The following is a 14,761-nucleotide window of genomic DNA, read 5'->3' as shown; positions in this document are numbered from 1 at the left end:
GTATTACTCGGGAATACGCAGTGTCTGGCCCGGATAGATTTTGTCCGGATGCGACAACAGCGGCTTGTTGGCCTCGAAGATTTTGTTGTACTGGTTGGCGTTACCGTACACCGCCAGGGAAATCGCGCTGAGGGTGTCGCCTTTTTTCACCACAACGAAACGGGCGGCAGCCACAGCCGGGCCGGATACGGTGATCTGATCATCGACGCTCGCAACGCCTGCAATATTGCCGGCAGCCAGAAGGACTTTCTCCTTCTCTTCCTGACTGGCAACGGTCCCCGTCAGGGTGACCTTGTCACCCTCGACAGTGGCGTGCACGTCCGGATTGCCCAACCCGACCTGCTCGATGTGTTTTTTCAAATCATCGCTGGCATTGGCATTACCCGGTGTGAGCAGGTCGATCAGCTTCACGCCTGCTTCCTTGACAAAACTCAAAAGACTCATGGTGCTCTCCTTGGTAGTTGTGTTCCAGATTGCTCAAGACTAGACCCGTCCACACCTGAATGGGTTCCGGCCCGAGCACAGACCCAAACGCGCTAGAATCCCCCCGCCATTGGAATAAGCACCGGAGCGAAGATGGACATCAAACAGTTGAAATTCCTCATCGCCCTCGACGAAACCCGTCACTTCGGCCAGGCGGCGGCGCGTTGCCACATCACCCAGCCGACGCTGTCGATGCGCCTGCGCAGCCTGGAAGAAGAGCTGGACCTGCCGCTGGTCAATCGCGGCCAACGTTTCGAAGGCTTCACCGCCCCCGGCGAACGCGTGCTGGCCTGGGCCCGTACCGTGCTGGCGGCGTATGACGGCTTACAGGCCGAGGCGGCCGCCTGTCGCGGCAATCTGGTGGGTACGCTGCGCCTGGGCGTGGTACCGCTGTCGAGCTTTGACCCGTTGGCGCTGATGCAGCAACTGCACAAGGAGCACCCCAGCCTTCGCTTTGAATTGTCGGCCCTCAGCTCCGAACAGATTCTGGAACAACTGTCGAGCAACCGGCTGGACCTTGGCGTTTCGTACCTGGAGCGCCTGGACAACGAACGCTTCGACTCCCTGGTCCTTGGCGAAACGCGCATGGGTCTGCTCTACGATCAACGCTTCTTCAGCTTCGGCGATACGCCGTTGAGCTGGGAGTCGCTGATTGAGCTGCCTCTGGGCATGCTCACCAGCGGCATGCACTTTCGCCAGTCCATCGACCACAACTTCCACAGCCGTGGCCTCAACCCACAGCCGTTGTTACAGACCGACGCCGTTCATCAGTTGCTTCAAGCGGTGCACGGCGGGCTGTGTTGTGCAGTGATGCCACTGGAGGGCGGCCTGGATGCGCTCACCGAGCATCTGCGCCTGCAACCCATCGAAGATGCCCACACCCTCGCGCGCCTGGGGTTGATCATGCGCCGCAGCGCACCGCGCTCGGCCCTGGCGGAGGCCTGCTTCGCACTGCTTCAGAAATCGCCGACAGCTTCTTGATCGACGTCATCTATCGGCAGATCAGTACTGGCGATTAGACGCGACGCTTTGTCGCGCCTAGTCTAAGCACTGACCAATCCGCCGATGGTACTGCCCCATGAACGCCAAGCACCCGGTCTGCGCGGCGCCCGCTCTCGACACACCTGCGCCCGCGGCCAGCCAGAGCTACCAGTTCTGCAATCTTGAACACACTGAAGTCGCCAGCACCGCGCTGGCCGAAGAGGTGGCGTTGGCGATTGCCTACAACGACATCAGCCAGGCCGTCATGCTGGTGACGCCAACGGACCTGGAAGACTTTATCGTCGGCTTCAGCCTGGGCAGCGGCATCATTGCCGACGTCAGCGACATTTATGACCTCAAACTCAGTGGTTCCGGTTCGGCGCAGTACGCTCAGGTACAGATTTCCAGCCGCGCGTTCTGGAACCTCAAGCAGCAGCGCCGCCAACTGGCCGGTACCAGCGGCTGTGGGTTGTGCGGCGTCGAAGCGGTGGAACAAGCCTTGCCGGACCTCAACGTGCTGCCCGGCGCGCCGTTGCCGCCTGCTGACTGGCTGAACGGTCTACGTCAACGCATCAGCGCATTTCAACCGTTGGGCCAGCACAGCGGCGCCGTGCACGCAGCGGTGTTCATGAACGGCCAGGGCGAGTTGCTGCTGGGCCGCGAAGACATCGGCCGGCATAACGCCCTCGACAAGTTGATCGGTGCATTGATTCGCCAAAAGATCCCTACCGACGGCGGCCTGGCGATTGTCACCAGCCGTTGCAGCCTTGAATTGATTCAGAAAGTCCTGCGCGCGGGCATCCAGACTCTGGTCAGCCTGTCGTCGCCCACCGGCCTGGCCCTGCAATGGGCGCGCCGGCACAACCTCAATCTCATCCACCTGCCGCAGAAAAGTGCGCCGCGGGTCTACAGCCCCGCGATGGAGAACCAGCCGTGAGCAATCATCATCAAGCCGACCAAACCCCGACCCCGCGCTACAAGCCCTACAAAGGCCCGGCCGGCGGCTGGGGCGCACTGATCAGCGTGGCCCAGGCCTGGTTGACCAGCGACAATGCGCTGAAAAACCTGCGCATGATGCTCAAGACCAACCAGAACGGCGGATTCGACTGCCCGGGCTGCGCCTGGGGTGACTCGCCGGAAAGCGGCATGGTCAAGTTCTGCGAAAACGGCGCCAAGGCGGTCAACTGGGAGGCCACCAAGCGCCGGGTCGATGCGGCATTCTTTGCCAAGCACAGCGTCACCGCGCTGCTGGAACAGAGCGACTACTGGCTCGAGTACCAGGGCCGCCTGACTGAGCCGATGCGTTATAACGCCGAAACCGACCGCTATCAGTCGGTCAGCTGGGAAGCGGCATTCGACCTGATCGGCAAGCACCTCAATGCTTTGCCCAGCCCGGACATGGCCGAGTTCTACACTTCGGGCCGCGCCAGCAACGAAGCGGCGTACCTGTATCAGCTGTTCGTGCGCGCCTACGGTACCAACAACTTTCCGGATTGCTCGAACATGTGCCACGAGGCCAGTGGCGTAGCCCTGGCGCAAAGCGTGGGCGTCGGCAAAGGCACCGTGACCTTTGATGACTTCGAACATGCCGATGCGATCTTCGTGTGGGGCCAGAACCCCGGCACCAACCACCCGCGCATGCTCGAACCGCTGCGTGAAGCGGTTAAACGCGGCGCCCAGGTGGTGTGCATCAACCCGCTCAAAGAGCGCGGTCTGGAACGCTTCCAGCACCCGCAGCATCCGCTGGAAATGCTTACCAACGGTGACAAACCTACCAACACCGCCTACTTCCGTCCGGCGCTGGGCGGCGACATGGCCATCCTGCGCGGCATGGCCAAGTTCCTGCTGCTGTGGGAACGCCAGGCCCAGGCCGAAGGCAAGGAAGCGGTGTTCGACCACGACTTCCTCAACGAACACACCGCCAACGTGCTCGATTACCTGGCCAGGATCGACGACACCTCGTGGGATGAAATCGTCGAGCAGTCCGGCCTCCCTCTGGTCGAGATCGAGCAGGCCGCGCGCATGTACGCCAAGGGCAAGAACGTGATCATGTGCTGGGCGATGGGCATCACCCAGCATCGCCATTCGGTGCCGACCATCCAGGAAATCGCCAACCTGATGCTGCTGCGCGGCAACATTGGCCGCCCCGGCGCTGGCTTGTGCCCGGTGCGTGGCCACAGCAACGTGCAGGGCGACCGCACCATGGGCATCAACGAGCGCCCACCGGTGGCGTTTCTGGATTCCCTGGAGCGGCGCTTCCAGTTCCAGGTGCCACGCACCAACGGCCACAACGTGGTGGAAGCGATTCACGCCATGCTCGAAGGCCGCTCCAAAGTCTTCATCGCCCTGGGCGGTAACTTCGCCCAGGCCACGCCGGACAGTTCGCGCACCTTCGAAGCGCTGCGCAATTGCGACCTGACCGTGCAGATCAGCACCAAGCTCAACCGCAGCCACCTGATGCATGGTAAGGACGCCCTGATTTTGCCGTGCCTGGGCCGTACCGACATCGACATCCAGGCCGACGGCCCGCAGGCGGTAACGGTAGAGGATTCGTTCAGCATGGTTCACGGCTCCAATGGCCAGCTGCAACCGCTGTCGAAGCTGATGAAATCGGAGCCAGCGATCATCGCCGGCATCGCCGCCGCCACTCTGGGCAGCAAGCCGGTGGACTGGAACTGGCTGGTGGCCGACTACGGGCGCATTCGCGACCTGATCGCCGACACCATCCCAGGCTTTAAGGACTTCAACGAACGCATCAAGCACCCCGGCGGTTTCTACCTCGGCAACTCGGCCGGCGCGCGTCGCTGGAACACCCCGCTGGGCCGCGCCAACTTCCGTGCGAACATCCTGCCCAAGGACCTGATCCACGAACGCACCCACGCCACGGGCCGGGTGCCAGACCTGATCATGCAATCGATGCGCTCCCACGATCAGTACAACACCACCATTTATGGCCTGGACGACCGTTATCGTGGAGTGAAAGGCCAACGTGACGTGCTGTTCGTCAACGAAGCGGACATCATCCGCCTGGGCTTCAAGCCGGGGCAGAAGGCCGACATCGTGTCGCTGTGGGAAGACGGCCGTGAGCGCCGCGTAAAGGGCTTCACCCTGCTGGCCTTTGATATTCCGGCCGGCCAGGCCGCCGCGTACTACCCGGAAGTGAACCCGCTGGTGCCGCTGGAAAGCACCGGGGATGGCAGCCATACGCCAACCTCGAAGTTCGTGGCGATCCGCCTGGAAGCGGCGAGTGACAACGGCTTGATCATGGCCCGCACCGCATAAATCACAGGCACAAAAAAGGCCGCTTTTGTATAAAAGCGGCCGTTCCGAAGTCAATAGAGACTGGCTAAAACGACTTAAGTTCACTATACAAAACAGTAAGTTAGCGAATTGTATACAACTATAGCCACTGGTCGGATTTCGATTGTCAGCATTCTCCCACGACCTCAGGATCGCGGCGTTATCCTCTTGAGGTCTCCCTATGAAGTTCTCCTCGATTCTCTTGCTGTCCTTTAGCCTCGCCAGCGGCGCAGCCATGGCAGGTGGCACCACCGAAGCCGGTGTGGGCGGCGCATTGGGTGGGGTTCTGGGTTCGGTTGTAGGCCAGCAGATCGGCGGCAACACAGGTTCGGCCATCGGCGCAGCCCTGGGTGGCGCGGGCGGCAGCGCGGTGGGCGCCGACAAACGCAGCCGTGGCGAAGCCGCCATCGGTGGTGCGTTGGGCGCGGCCGGTGGCAACGTGGTAGGTCGCAGCGTTGGCGGCAACACCGGCAGCCTGGTCGGCGCAGCCGCCGGCGGCGGTGCTGGCGGCGCGCTGGGCAACTACATGGGCAACAAGAGTGATGACGATGATCGCCGCTACCGTGGGCGCGACAATCGCCGTTATGACCGTGATGACCATCGCGGCCGTGGCCATGCCTATGGGCATCGCAAGCATCACCATCGTCACCGCTGAGGTCTGAAGACCACAGCACATCCAGGGTGGGAGGGGCTTGCTCCCTCCCACATTTGGATCGGTGGTGTTGCGGCTAAATAACCAATCGCTGCAGCGCATCGCGCAACTTCTGCGCGATCGTCACAGGTCGGTTCGAAGCCCGATCCACGAATACATGCACAAACCGCCCCGCCGCACAGGCCTCTTCCTCGCCGGCCTTGAACACCGCCAACTCATACTGCACCGAACTGTTGCCCAACTTGCCCACGCGCAGACCGACGTCGATGCGCTCGGGAAAGGCAATCGACGCAAAATAATCACACGCCGAACTCACCACAAAGCCCACCACCTCGCCGTCATGAATGTCCAACCCGCCTTGCTCGATCAGGTAAGTATTCACCGCCGTATCGAAAAAGCTGTAGTAGGTGACGTTGTTCACATGGCCATACACATCATTGTCGTGCCAGCGTGTGATGATCGGCTGGAAATGAGCGTAGTCGGCGCGTTGCGGCACTGAGTCAGGCATTGGCAAATCTCTTCAAGGTGGCTGTTTACAGGTCCTGCAAATGGGCATCGGCCCACTCGCGAACCTCTGCGTAGGGATACTCCTCCAGCGCGGCAAACCCGGGAATGCTGCGCGCCTTCAACCGGGTAAACAACGGCACGCTGATGCCGCCGAGAAAACGCGTAAGCCGTTCGGCGCCCGGCAATTCGCCGGTGTGTTCATGATGCCTGTGGATAAAATCACCGCTCAGGCCCATGAAGTTTTTATCCACAAGCGGCGCCAGGCCAGGCGGCGGTGGGAGGTAAGCAATATGGCCGTGGCACACCGAGCAATGTCCACAACGCTGCGGCGCCTGGTCATCGCCGAAATACTGTGCCAGACGCTGCCCCAGGCAGTGTTCGGTGGCGAACAGATCAAGCATGGCGTGAATACGCGCCACTTCCGTCACCTCGTGTTGCTTGAAGCCTGTGTATAACTCGGCGCTCAATACCTGCGGGTCGAAATCCGTATTCAGCAAACTGTAGACCTCGGTCATCTGCTTGCTCTCCAGCTCGATCAGCCCCTGTTCCTGGAAGTAATCCAGGGCCTTCACCACCCGATTGCGCTCAGCGCCATGCTGTTGATAAAGCGCATCGAAATCCACCGTCGCCCAGGTTTTGGCGCGCTTGCACACCTGGATGATTGCCGCGACAAACTGCTGTCGCTCGCCGGAAAAACGCGCCAGCAAGGCCTCGGGCTCAATCAGGTATTTGAAACGGTACTCGGCATAAAACGCATAGCGCGGCGCGATCACGCCCTTGAGTTCGAGTTGTACCAGCAAGGTCTTGAGCGGCAACTCGCGGATATTGCTGTGGTCCGACAGCGAGCGCAGCAAAAACTCCCACTGCCCCTCGCTGCGTGACGCGTGCAACTCGTCCAGCACACGGCGGATGCCCTCCTGCTCCGGCGTGTCACCGTACACGAAATTTTCCAGCACGTTGAGGCTGTCACGGTTGGCCAGCACCAGGCAGTCCGATGGCTGCCCGTCACGTCCTGCGCGGCCGATTTCCTGGCTGTAATTCTCGATGGACTTGGGCAGGTCGAAGTGCACCACGTTGCGGATATCACTCTTGTCGATACCCATGCCGAACGCGATGGTCGCGACGATGCAATTGGAGCGCCCGCCCATGAATCGCTGCTGGATGCCCTCGCGTTTATCGTGCGGCAAGCCGGCGTGATACGCCTCGGCCTGGATGCCGTTGCGGTTCAGGTGCTCGGCGATCTGCTCGGCGGTTTTTTGCAGGGTGACATAGACGATACTCGGCTGGTTGGGCCGCTCGCTCATCCACTGCACCAGGCGCCGGCGTTTGTTCGCGCCGCTCACCGGCTCCACCAACAGGTTGAGGTTGGGCCGATAGAAGCCTGTGGTGATCACATCGCCGGGCGCAATGGCGAACTTGGCCTGCATGTCGGCAATCACCTTGGGCGTTGCCGTAGCCGTCAGCAGAAGGGCTTGCGGGATATTGAACTGGCGTTGGTAGTCCGGCAGCTTCAGGTAGTCCGGACGAAAGTTGTGGCCCCACTCGGAAATACAGTGGGCTTCGTCCACCACCAACAATGAAATCGGCACGCTTTGCAGGAAGTTACGAAAGCGCTCGTTCTTCAGGCGCTCCACGGAAATCATCAGGATCTTCAGCTCACCGGAGCGCGCACGCGCCATCACCTCATTGGCGTCCTCGCGACTTTGCGCCGAATCGATGCTGCCGGCTGAAATCCCGTGGCGCTGCAGAAAGCCCAACTGATCCTGCATCAACGCCAGCAGCGGTGAAACCACCAGCGTCAGGTGCGGGAGCAAAACCGCCGACAGCTGATAGCACAGGGATTTACCGGAGCCGGTGGGGAAAATAGCAGCCGCCGAGCGCCCGGCCAGCACGGCGCTGACCACTTCTTCCTGGCCGGAACGAAACTGTGGATAACCAAAGACCTGCTGGAGGGTGTCGTGCATTAGGCTGTCACTCCATTGACCGCTGAGGGTGGCTTAGAAACGTAGCTCACCCGGGTCAGCGAATCGAGAAAGGTCGCGTGTAAAAAAGAGACAGGATGATACACAGCGGGGTGGAAAGCAGGACTATTCGCGCAAGCTTGTAGGAACAACTACCATATCTTGCCTATCCAAAGACTGCCTTCGCGCAGACGCATTGCGCTACAATCAAGCCTTGCTACCTAGGAGTACGCTGCGATGAGCGAACTGACGTTTGAGCAAAAACAGGATCATTACCACAAGATCCGCCGTTCCAATTACTTGGCCAGCTTGCGCCTGGAGGGGTTCGACACCCAGCCGGCGGACGTCGACAAACCGCTGCCCACTCGCGAAGCCGTCCTTGCCAAGTACCGCAATACCCCGCGCTGATGCTCGACAAATACGGGGTGGGCCAGGATCCTTACTGCTATCCCGGTAGCAGCGTCCTGCGCAACCGCCTCGATTTGCTCGATGAAGCACGCTTGCATGAAGCCGAGCGGGAACTGTCCGAAATCGCCATAGGCAATCTTCCCCTCTTCCCGCCGCCCTACGACCTTGATCGCCTGCAAAACATCCACCGCACTTTATTTGGCGATATTTACGACTGGGCCGGCGAACTGCGCAGCGTCAATATCCAGAAAGGCGACACGCTGTTCTGCACGCCCGAGCGTATCCTTCCGGAAGCGGAGAAGATTATTCGGCATATGGAAGAGGCGAACTGGTTTGTCGGCGCCCCCCAGGCTGGACTGGTGACTCAAATCGCTGAAGTTTATGGCGACCTCAACGTCATCCACCCTTTTCGCGAAGGCAATGGCCGGGCACAACGGATCCTGTTTGAACAAATCATCGTAAATGCGGGGTTCTCGGTGAACTGGTGGCTGGTAAAAGACGTAGCGTGGATACCTGCGAACATCGACGCGGTGGCGTGTGATTACAGGGGGCTGGAAACGATTTTCAAGCGCTGCATAAGCACACCTGCAAGATCCTGATCGCTCCCATAGTTGGGCAGTTGCGGCCGAAAGATCGACGCCAAGCTGAAGATGCCGATAATCACTGTAGGAAAAGACGAAATACCGCGCAATCCGCTTCCCAAATTGCAAAAAACACCTGCTTACCCCTCTATTGAATATCCCTCTTACTGACCGAAACTAACGTCCTCTCCACTTTCTCGGTAAAGCCCGTGAACATCGAAAGGACTCAACACAGCGACCGTTGCGGTTTCAAATTTGCCGTGATTCGCCCTTCAAGAACAATCCGACAACGCCAGGGCGGTCACTTCAATGACTGAATATATCTTCTGGATCAGTCTGACTCTCTTCCTGGTTATTTCTGCCCTGATCACCCGAAACAGCTACCGCCAACGACGTAATGCTCATCCACTGCTGCGAACCCACACCATGAACCTGGCTCCCAACTTCCCCGAAGACTCCGACATGCAGCAACTCCTGCAACTGCTGCACGAAGAAATTGGATTGCCGCAACATAAAACCCTTCGCCTGCAAACCGCGATCAATCTCGACCTGGGCTGCGACGGCGGCGACGCCAGGCAACTGATGGAGGCGCTGGAGCAGGATTTCGCCGTCGACCTGGGCGACTACGATGCCTACCGTTACTTCCAGCCGCCGGTTTTTGACGTCTTCCTCAAACACCGCGCCAAAGGCCGTGGTGAAAAGATCCCGCTGACCATCGGCATGCTCTACCTGGCAATCAAGACCCACAGCTGGGACACGCAGACACTGGAAAACCTGAGTTAAGTGCATCACAGAGCAAACTGTGGGAGTGGGCTTGCTCCTTCCCCCCACTGAATCCATATTGACCTGGCGAGCACGCACAAAAAAGCCGCCCAATGAGGGCGGCTTTTTCATAACGCTTGAGTCTTACAACTTGGGACCCGCCGCCTTGATCGCATCACTCACTTCAAACTTCTTGAAGTTCTCGACAAACAACCCGGCCAGCGCCTTCGCCGCTTCGTCATAAGCAGCCTTGTCGGCCCAGGTATTACGCGGGTTCAACAAACCGGTCTCGACACCCGGCACCGCCAATGGCACGTCCAGGTTGATGGTGTCCAGGTGCTCGGTCTCGGCACCGATCAACGCGCCGCTCTGGATGGCGGCGATCACGCCGCGAGTGGTCGGGATGTTGAAACGTTTGCCGACGCCGTAGCCGCCGCCGGTCCAGCCGGTGTTGACCAGGTAGACCTTGGAGCCGAAGCCGCGGATGCGCTTGATCAGCAGCTCCGCGTACTCGCCGGCCGGGCGCGGGAAGAACGGCGCGCCGAAGCAGGTGGAGAAGGTCGACTTGATGCCGCCGCCGGAGCCCATTTCGGTCGAGCCCACCAGAGCGGTGTAGCCGGACAGGAAGTGATAGGCCGCTTGTTCTTCGCTGAGGATCGACACGGGCGGCAGTACGCCGGTCAGGTCGCAGGTCAGGAAGATCACCGCGTTTGGCTCGCCGCCCAGGTTCTTTTCGGAACGCTTGGCTACGTGCTCCAGTGGGTAGGCCGCGCGGCTGTTCTGGGTCAGGCTGACGTTTGTGTAGTCGGCGTGCCCGGCCTCGTCGATGACGACGTTTTCCAGCACGGCGCCGTGCTTGATGGCTTTCCAGATCACCGGCTCGTTCTTCTCGGAGAGGTCGATGCACTTGGCATAGCAACCGCCTTCGATGTTGAACACCACGCCCTCGCCCCAGCCGTGTTCGTCGTCACCGATCAGGTAACGGCTTTCGTCGGCGGACAGGGTGGTCTTGCCGGTGCCCGACAGGCCGAAGAACAGCGTCACGTCGCCTGCTTCGCCAATGTTGGCGGCGCAGTGCATCGGCAGCACGTCGGAGGCCGGCAGCAGGAAGTTCTGCACCGAGAACATGGCTTTCTTCATTTCACCGGCGTAGCGCATGCCGGCGATCAGCACTTTTTTCTGTGCGAAATTGAGGATCACGCAACCGTCGGAGTTGGTGCCGTCACGCTCAGGCACGCACTCGAAGTTGGCCACGTTGAGCACTTGCCACTCTTCACGGCCGGCCGGGTTGTACTGGGCCGGGTTGATGAACAAGCAGCGACCGAACAGGTTCTGCCAGGCCGTCTGGGTGGTCATTTTCACGGCCAGGTAGTGGTCTTCTGCGGCCCCTACGTGAACGTGGGAAACGAAGTGCTCTTGCGCGTTGTTGAATGCCTCGACGCGAGCCCACAGGGCATCGAACTTGTCGGCCGGGAACTTGCGGTTGATCGGGCCCCAGGCGATGGAAGCCTGAGTGGAAGGCTCTTCAACGATGAAACGGTCGACCGGCGAACGGCCGGTACGGTGACCGGTTTCAACGACCAGTGCGCCAGTATCGGCAAGCACGCCTTCACCGCGCTGCAGGGCTTCTTTAACCAGATCGTCAACACTCAGATCGGTGTATACGGCGTTGTTGGCTTGCGTCATGAGGTTCCCCGTCGGCCTATGGCCGAGTGCTCCAAACGTTTTGTAGTAGAAAGTTGCGCACTACTACCGCGAAAAAAGTGGGCCGGATTATGCCAGAAAAGCCCAAAAAGAGTAGGGCCCTCCCGTCAGAACAGCGCTATCTCGGCATTTCTCAGGTGATTTACCTGTGCTTAAACGTTTTAGTGGCGGGTGTCGGAAGGGGTATCGATGCCTGCGCCGGCGAATAATTGAGCAACATCGGCCGCATCGAACAGGTAGCGCTGGTTGCAGAACTGGCAATCGATCTCGATATGGCCGCCGTGTTCGACTACCAGATTCTGTGCATCTTCCAGTCCCAGGCTGACCAGCGCGTTGCCGGAACGCTCGCGCGAGCAGCTGCAGTGGAAGCGCAGGGTTTGCGGGTCGAACAGGCGCACGGCTTCTTCGTGGTAAAGGCGGTGCAGGATGGTCGGGTTATCCAGGCCCAGCAGCTCTTCCGCCGTGAGAGTGCCGGCCAGGGCGGTGAGGTTGCGCCAGCTTTCGGCGCGGTCATCGTCGTCCTTGATGCGGTCCGCCGGCAGTTGTTGCAGCAGCAGGCCACGGGCGCGCTTGCCGTCGGCGTTGAGCCAGAACCTGGTGCCGACCTGCTGGGACATCACGAAATAGTTGGTGAAGCAGTCCGACAGGGTGTCGCCGTCGAGGTCGACAATGCCTTGATAGCGCTGGCCGACAGTGGGATCGACCGTCAGCGCCAGCACGCCGTTGGGCATCAGGTCGCTCAACGTGGCGTCAGGGGCGATCAGGTCGGCGTCGTAACGGGCCAGGCCACGGATGTCGCGCTCGCTGGAACACTCGATCATCAGCAAGGGAATCGGGCCTTCGGAGCGGGCCTGCAAAATCAGCAAACCATCGAACTTCATGGTGCCCACCAGCAGCGCCGCAGCCGCCATCAACTCACCGAGCAATTGCGCGACCGGCTCCGGATAGGCGTGCTTGGCGAGGACTTCGGCATAGCTGCGCTCCAGCGAGACCAGTTCGCCGCGGGCGTCGTTCTCGTCGAAGATGAAGCGTTGGGTGAAGTCGGTATCCGGTAGATCAGTCATAGGTCTGGGTATCTGAATTGATGACAAAATGATTACAACGTTTATAAAATTAAACGCTTTAGCACCATCTTGGTGCGGTTTTCTCCTGGAAACAGAGAACTTACTAGAGCGAAGAGGGACAGTTTATGAACAATCCGGGTTTGTTCCAAGCCAAGTGGAACCTCCGGCGATGGGCTCTTTGCAATCTACTCGCTATCGGACTGCTGTGTTTTTGGCTGTGGCCCACGGGCCAGATGCTGTGTGTGATTTTCGACGAATGGCTGTTTCACCTGCTCAATGACCCACTGGCGACCAGCGCAACCTGGCTGCACATGTGGGCCGTGGCCAGTCTGCGCCCTTTTGATGCGGTGGTTGGCGTGATTTTGCTGGCGCTGCTGGTTCGCGGTGACTGGGTGTTCAAGACGGTACAGGTACGCCAGGCTTTCTTTGGCTTTCTCGGTATTCTGCTGTTGCTGCTGTTTATCCGCATGCTGTTTTCCAAACTCGCCGCGCACATGGGCTGGCAACACAGCAGCCCGTCGATGGTGATCGGCGGTGCCGTGCAGATGAGCGACTACTTCCCCGGGCTTGAGAAAACCTGGGAGCTGAAGGACCGTTCGAGCCAGAGTTTCCCAGGGGATCATGCTTCGGTGCTGCTGATCTGGGGCATGTTCATGACGGTGTTTGCCCGTAACATCGGCCAGGTGCTGGTGATCTGGGGCCTGGCGCTGCTGTTCATGATGCCGCGCCTGGTGGCGGGCGCACATTGGGGGCAGGACGATTATATCGGTGGCGTTTTGCTGGCATTGCTCGCATTGGGATGGGGGTATTACACGCCTTTTGCGGCGACGGTGTCGGGGGCGTTGCTGCGCGTGACGGCGCCGGTCTTCGGGTTGCTGGGTAAGCTGCCGGTGATTGGGCGATTGAGTGTCATACGACAAACTGCGTAACGCCGAGCCTGTAATGTGGGAGGGGCTTGCTCCCGATGAGGGAGTGTCAGGGCATGCAAAGGTGACTGATACACCGCAGTCGGGAGCAAGCCCCCTCCCACATTTGAACCGCGAGATCAGCGCGATCAGTCGTCATTGCCGCTGCCGCGAAACTTGAACAGATCGCGACGCTGCTTCTTGCTCGGCTTGCCATCCGTGGTCAGGCCTGACGCCCCGGCCTTGCGCATGGCCGCAGCGTTTTCACGTTTGGCGATGCTCGCCTCGGTCTCGGCGTACAGTGCCTGCGCCTCGGGAGCGCCACGGCGCACGATGGAAAGCGCCTGCACCACGATGGTTTTTTCATCAAACCCTGTACGAATCTGAAACTCGTCACCGACACGCGGTTCCTTGCCCGGCTTGCAGCGTTCGCCGCGATGGTGCACCTTGCCGCTCTCGATGGCAGCCTTGGCCAGGGCACGGGTTTTATAGAACCGCGCCGCCCACAGCCACTTGTCCAAACGGACCTTTTCTTCCTCTTCCTGCTTCTGAGCCACTTGAATTCCTCGCTCTGAAAAATGTCGCAACCTTACCGTCGAAACCCTTCGACGCATAAACCCCAAGGCTCACCTAAGATACGCCGGGTAGCACCCTGTTTTCGCGAGGATACGCTGTGACCGACTTCCCCACTTCACTCACCTCGCCCAATCAGCGTTGCGTGGGTTGCCAGCAAAGCGAGCCGCTGAGCTTCGACTTTGCCTTCGCCTACCAGCCTATCGTAGACCTGCGCGATCATTCCATTTTTGCCCACGAGGCGCTGGTGCGAGGCCCTCACGGTGAAGGCGCGCTCTCGGTGCTGAACCAGGTCAATGACGGCAACCGCTACCGCTTCGACCAGCGCTGCCGCACCCAGGCCATCGCCCGCGCGGCGGCGCTGGACATGCAGAGCCATCTCTCAATCAACTTCATGCCCAACGCGGTGTATCGGCCGGAGCTGTGTATCCGCAGTACGCTGGAAGCGGCGCGGGCACACAATTTTCCGCTGAATCGGCTGATTTTCGAGACGCTGGAAAGCGAGTACGTCGATAACTATCGCCATTTGACCAATATTCTGCGTGAATACCGCGAATTCGGCTTCAAGACCGCCATCGACGATTTCGGCGCGGGCTATTCGGGGCTGAATCTGCTGGCCGATTTCCAACCTGACCTGATCAAACTCGACATGGCGCTGATCCGCGATATCGACAAGGACCGTGTCCGTCAGGTGATCGTCCGGGGGATTGTCACAATCTGTGAGCAGTTGGGGGTTACTGTCATCGCCGAGGGCATCGAAAGTGCCGGCGAGCGCGATTTCCTGTCCGACTGTGGAATATTTCTGATGCAGGGCTACTGGTTTGCCAGGCCCGCATTCAACGCCCTGGCCAAGGTTGCTCCTCAAGCCTGGGCGAATTGA

At 59.9% G+C, this 14,761-nt stretch carries 15 protein-coding genes; 9 read left to right on the top strand and 6 right to left on the bottom strand.

The genetic code is table 11. The features are described from left to right. Nucleotides 1-3 precede the first annotated feature (3 nt). Complete coding sequence (gene lysM / locus JOE32_RS18680) at nucleotides 4-444, bottom strand: peptidoglycan-binding protein LysM (RefSeq protein WP_209987312.1); 441 nt, start codon at nucleotides 442-444, stop codon at nucleotides 4-6. A gap of 132 nt (nucleotides 445-576) precedes the next feature. Here lysM and JOE32_RS18675 point away from each other — a divergent pair, with 132 nt between their 5' ends. From JOE32_RS18675 to JOE32_RS18660, 4 genes are all read left to right on the top strand, one after another. Further along, complete coding sequence (locus JOE32_RS18675; protein WP_209987309.1) at nucleotides 577-1,464, top strand: LysR family transcriptional regulator; 888 nt, start codon at nucleotides 577-579, stop codon at nucleotides 1,462-1,464. 97 nt (nucleotides 1,465-1,561) lie between these two features. Continuing rightward, a complete protein-coding gene (gene fdhD / locus JOE32_RS18670) occupies nucleotides 1,562-2,401 on the top strand; it encodes a formate dehydrogenase accessory sulfurtransferase FdhD (protein ID WP_209987306.1) in 840 nt (279 codons plus the stop codon). After that, on the top strand, nucleotides 2,398-4,746 hold the full coding sequence (locus JOE32_RS18665; RefSeq protein ID WP_209987304.1) for an FdhF/YdeP family oxidoreductase: 2,349 nt from the start codon (nucleotides 2,398-2,400) through the stop codon (nucleotides 4,744-4,746). The genes fdhD and JOE32_RS18665 overlap by 4 nt, the downstream gene beginning before the upstream one ends. 199 nt (nucleotides 4,747-4,945) lie before the next feature. Then, nucleotides 4,946-5,419: a glycine zipper domain-containing protein gene (locus JOE32_RS18660; RefSeq protein WP_209987301.1), complete on the top strand. Its 474-nt coding sequence runs from the start codon at nucleotides 4,946-4,948 to the stop codon at nucleotides 5,417-5,419. 73 nt (nucleotides 5,420-5,492) lie between these two features. Here the strand turns inward: JOE32_RS18660 and JOE32_RS18655 are convergent, their stop codons facing one another. Both JOE32_RS18655 and JOE32_RS18650 read right to left on the bottom strand, forming a co-directional pair. Continuing rightward, complete coding sequence (locus JOE32_RS18655) at nucleotides 5,493-5,924, bottom strand: thioesterase family protein (RefSeq protein ID WP_209987298.1); 432 nt, start codon at nucleotides 5,922-5,924, stop codon at nucleotides 5,493-5,495. A 25-nt stretch (nucleotides 5,925-5,949) separates the two neighbouring features. Further along, nucleotides 5,950-7,887, bottom strand: coding sequence for an ATP-dependent DNA helicase RecQ (locus JOE32_RS18650; RefSeq protein ID WP_209987295.1), 1,938 nt, complete (start codon nucleotides 7,885-7,887; stop codon nucleotides 5,950-5,952). 234 nt (nucleotides 7,888-8,121) lie between these two features. Between JOE32_RS18650 and JOE32_RS18645 the strand changes: the two genes are divergently transcribed. From JOE32_RS18645 to JOE32_RS18635, 3 genes are all read left to right on the top strand, one after another. Further along, complete coding sequence (locus tag JOE32_RS18645) at nucleotides 8,122-8,292, top strand: YhfG family protein (protein ID WP_003236014.1); 171 nt, start codon at nucleotides 8,122-8,124, stop codon at nucleotides 8,290-8,292. Then, nucleotides 8,292-8,891: a putative adenosine monophosphate-protein transferase Fic gene (locus JOE32_RS18640; RefSeq protein ID WP_209987293.1), complete on the top strand. Its 600-nt coding sequence runs from the start codon at nucleotides 8,292-8,294 to the stop codon at nucleotides 8,889-8,891. The genes JOE32_RS18645 and JOE32_RS18640 overlap by 1 nt, the downstream gene beginning before the upstream one ends. Before the next feature lie 291 nt (nucleotides 8,892-9,182). Continuing rightward, entirely contained in the window at nucleotides 9,183-9,656 is a 474-nt protein-coding gene (locus JOE32_RS18635) for a DUF1493 family protein (RefSeq protein ID WP_245229068.1), read from the top strand. Between the two features lie 123 nt (nucleotides 9,657-9,779). On the opposite strand, the gene JOE32_RS18630 is transcribed toward JOE32_RS18635, so the two are convergent. Both JOE32_RS18630 and hslO read right to left on the bottom strand, forming a co-directional pair. Next, complete coding sequence (locus JOE32_RS18630) at nucleotides 9,780-11,321, bottom strand: phosphoenolpyruvate carboxykinase (protein ID WP_209987288.1); 1,542 nt, start codon at nucleotides 11,319-11,321, stop codon at nucleotides 9,780-9,782. Between the two features lie 179 nt (nucleotides 11,322-11,500). Next, entirely contained in the window at nucleotides 11,501-12,403 is a 903-nt protein-coding gene (gene hslO, locus JOE32_RS18625; protein WP_209987286.1) for an Hsp33 family molecular chaperone HslO, read from the bottom strand. A gap of 125 nt (nucleotides 12,404-12,528) precedes the next feature. Here hslO and JOE32_RS18620 point away from each other — a divergent pair, with 125 nt between their 5' ends. Next, nucleotides 12,529-13,332, top strand: a complete 804-nt coding sequence (locus tag JOE32_RS18620) for a phosphatase PAP2 family protein (RefSeq protein ID WP_209987282.1) — start codon at nucleotides 12,529-12,531, stop codon at nucleotides 13,330-13,332. A gap of 125 nt (nucleotides 13,333-13,457) precedes the next feature. Here JOE32_RS18620 and JOE32_RS18615 read toward each other — a convergent pair whose 3' ends face one another. Next, nucleotides 13,458-13,865 carry a S4 domain-containing protein gene (locus JOE32_RS18615; RefSeq protein WP_003236026.1) on the bottom strand — a complete coding sequence of 136 codons (408 nt, stop codon included), beginning with the start codon at nucleotides 13,863-13,865 and terminating at the stop codon, nucleotides 13,458-13,460. Nucleotides 13,866-13,981: 116 nt separating this feature from the next. On the opposite strand from JOE32_RS18615, the gene JOE32_RS18610 reads away from it, so the two are divergent. Then, nucleotides 13,982-14,761, top strand: coding sequence for an EAL domain-containing protein (locus JOE32_RS18610; protein WP_209987279.1), 780 nt, complete (start codon nucleotides 13,982-13,984; stop codon nucleotides 14,759-14,761).

Source organism: Pseudomonas sp. PvP025 (assembly GCF_017832155.1).
Lineage (GTDB): Bacteria > Pseudomonadota > Gammaproteobacteria > Pseudomonadales > Pseudomonadaceae > Aquipseudomonas.
This window is presented reverse-complemented; position numbering and strand designations above follow the sequence as displayed.

Coding starts and splice junctions, on each gene's coding strand:
- fdhD (WP_209987306.1), top strand. CDS start 1,562: ATGAACGCCAAGCACCCGGTCTGCGCGGCGCCCGCTCTCGACACACCT.
- JOE32_RS18650 (WP_209987295.1), bottom strand. CDS start 7,887: ATGCACGACACCCTCCAGCAGGTCTTTGGTTATCCACAGTTTCGTTCC.
- JOE32_RS18620 (WP_209987282.1), top strand. CDS start 12,529: ATGAACAATCCGGGTTTGTTCCAAGCCAAGTGGAACCTCCGGCGATGG.
- JOE32_RS18655 (WP_209987298.1), bottom strand. CDS start 5,924: ATGCCTGACTCAGTGCCGCAACGCGCCGACTACGCTCATTTCCAGCCG.
- JOE32_RS18635 (WP_245229068.1), top strand. CDS start 9,183: ATGACTGAATATATCTTCTGGATCAGTCTGACTCTCTTCCTGGTTATT.
- lysM (WP_209987312.1), bottom strand. CDS start 444: ATGAGTCTTTTGAGTTTTGTCAAGGAAGCAGGCGTGAAGCTGATCGAC.
- JOE32_RS18630 (WP_209987288.1), bottom strand. CDS start 11,321: ATGACGCAAGCCAACAACGCCGTATACACCGATCTGAGTGTTGACGAT.
- JOE32_RS18645 (WP_003236014.1), top strand. CDS start 8,122: ATGAGCGAACTGACGTTTGAGCAAAAACAGGATCATTACCACAAGATC.
- JOE32_RS18675 (WP_209987309.1), top strand. CDS start 577: ATGGACATCAAACAGTTGAAATTCCTCATCGCCCTCGACGAAACCCGT.
- JOE32_RS18660 (WP_209987301.1), top strand. CDS start 4,946: ATGAAGTTCTCCTCGATTCTCTTGCTGTCCTTTAGCCTCGCCAGCGGC.
- JOE32_RS18640 (WP_209987293.1), top strand. CDS start 8,292: ATGCTCGACAAATACGGGGTGGGCCAGGATCCTTACTGCTATCCCGGT.
- hslO (WP_209987286.1), bottom strand. CDS start 12,403: ATGACTGATCTACCGGATACCGACTTCACCCAACGCTTCATCTTCGAC.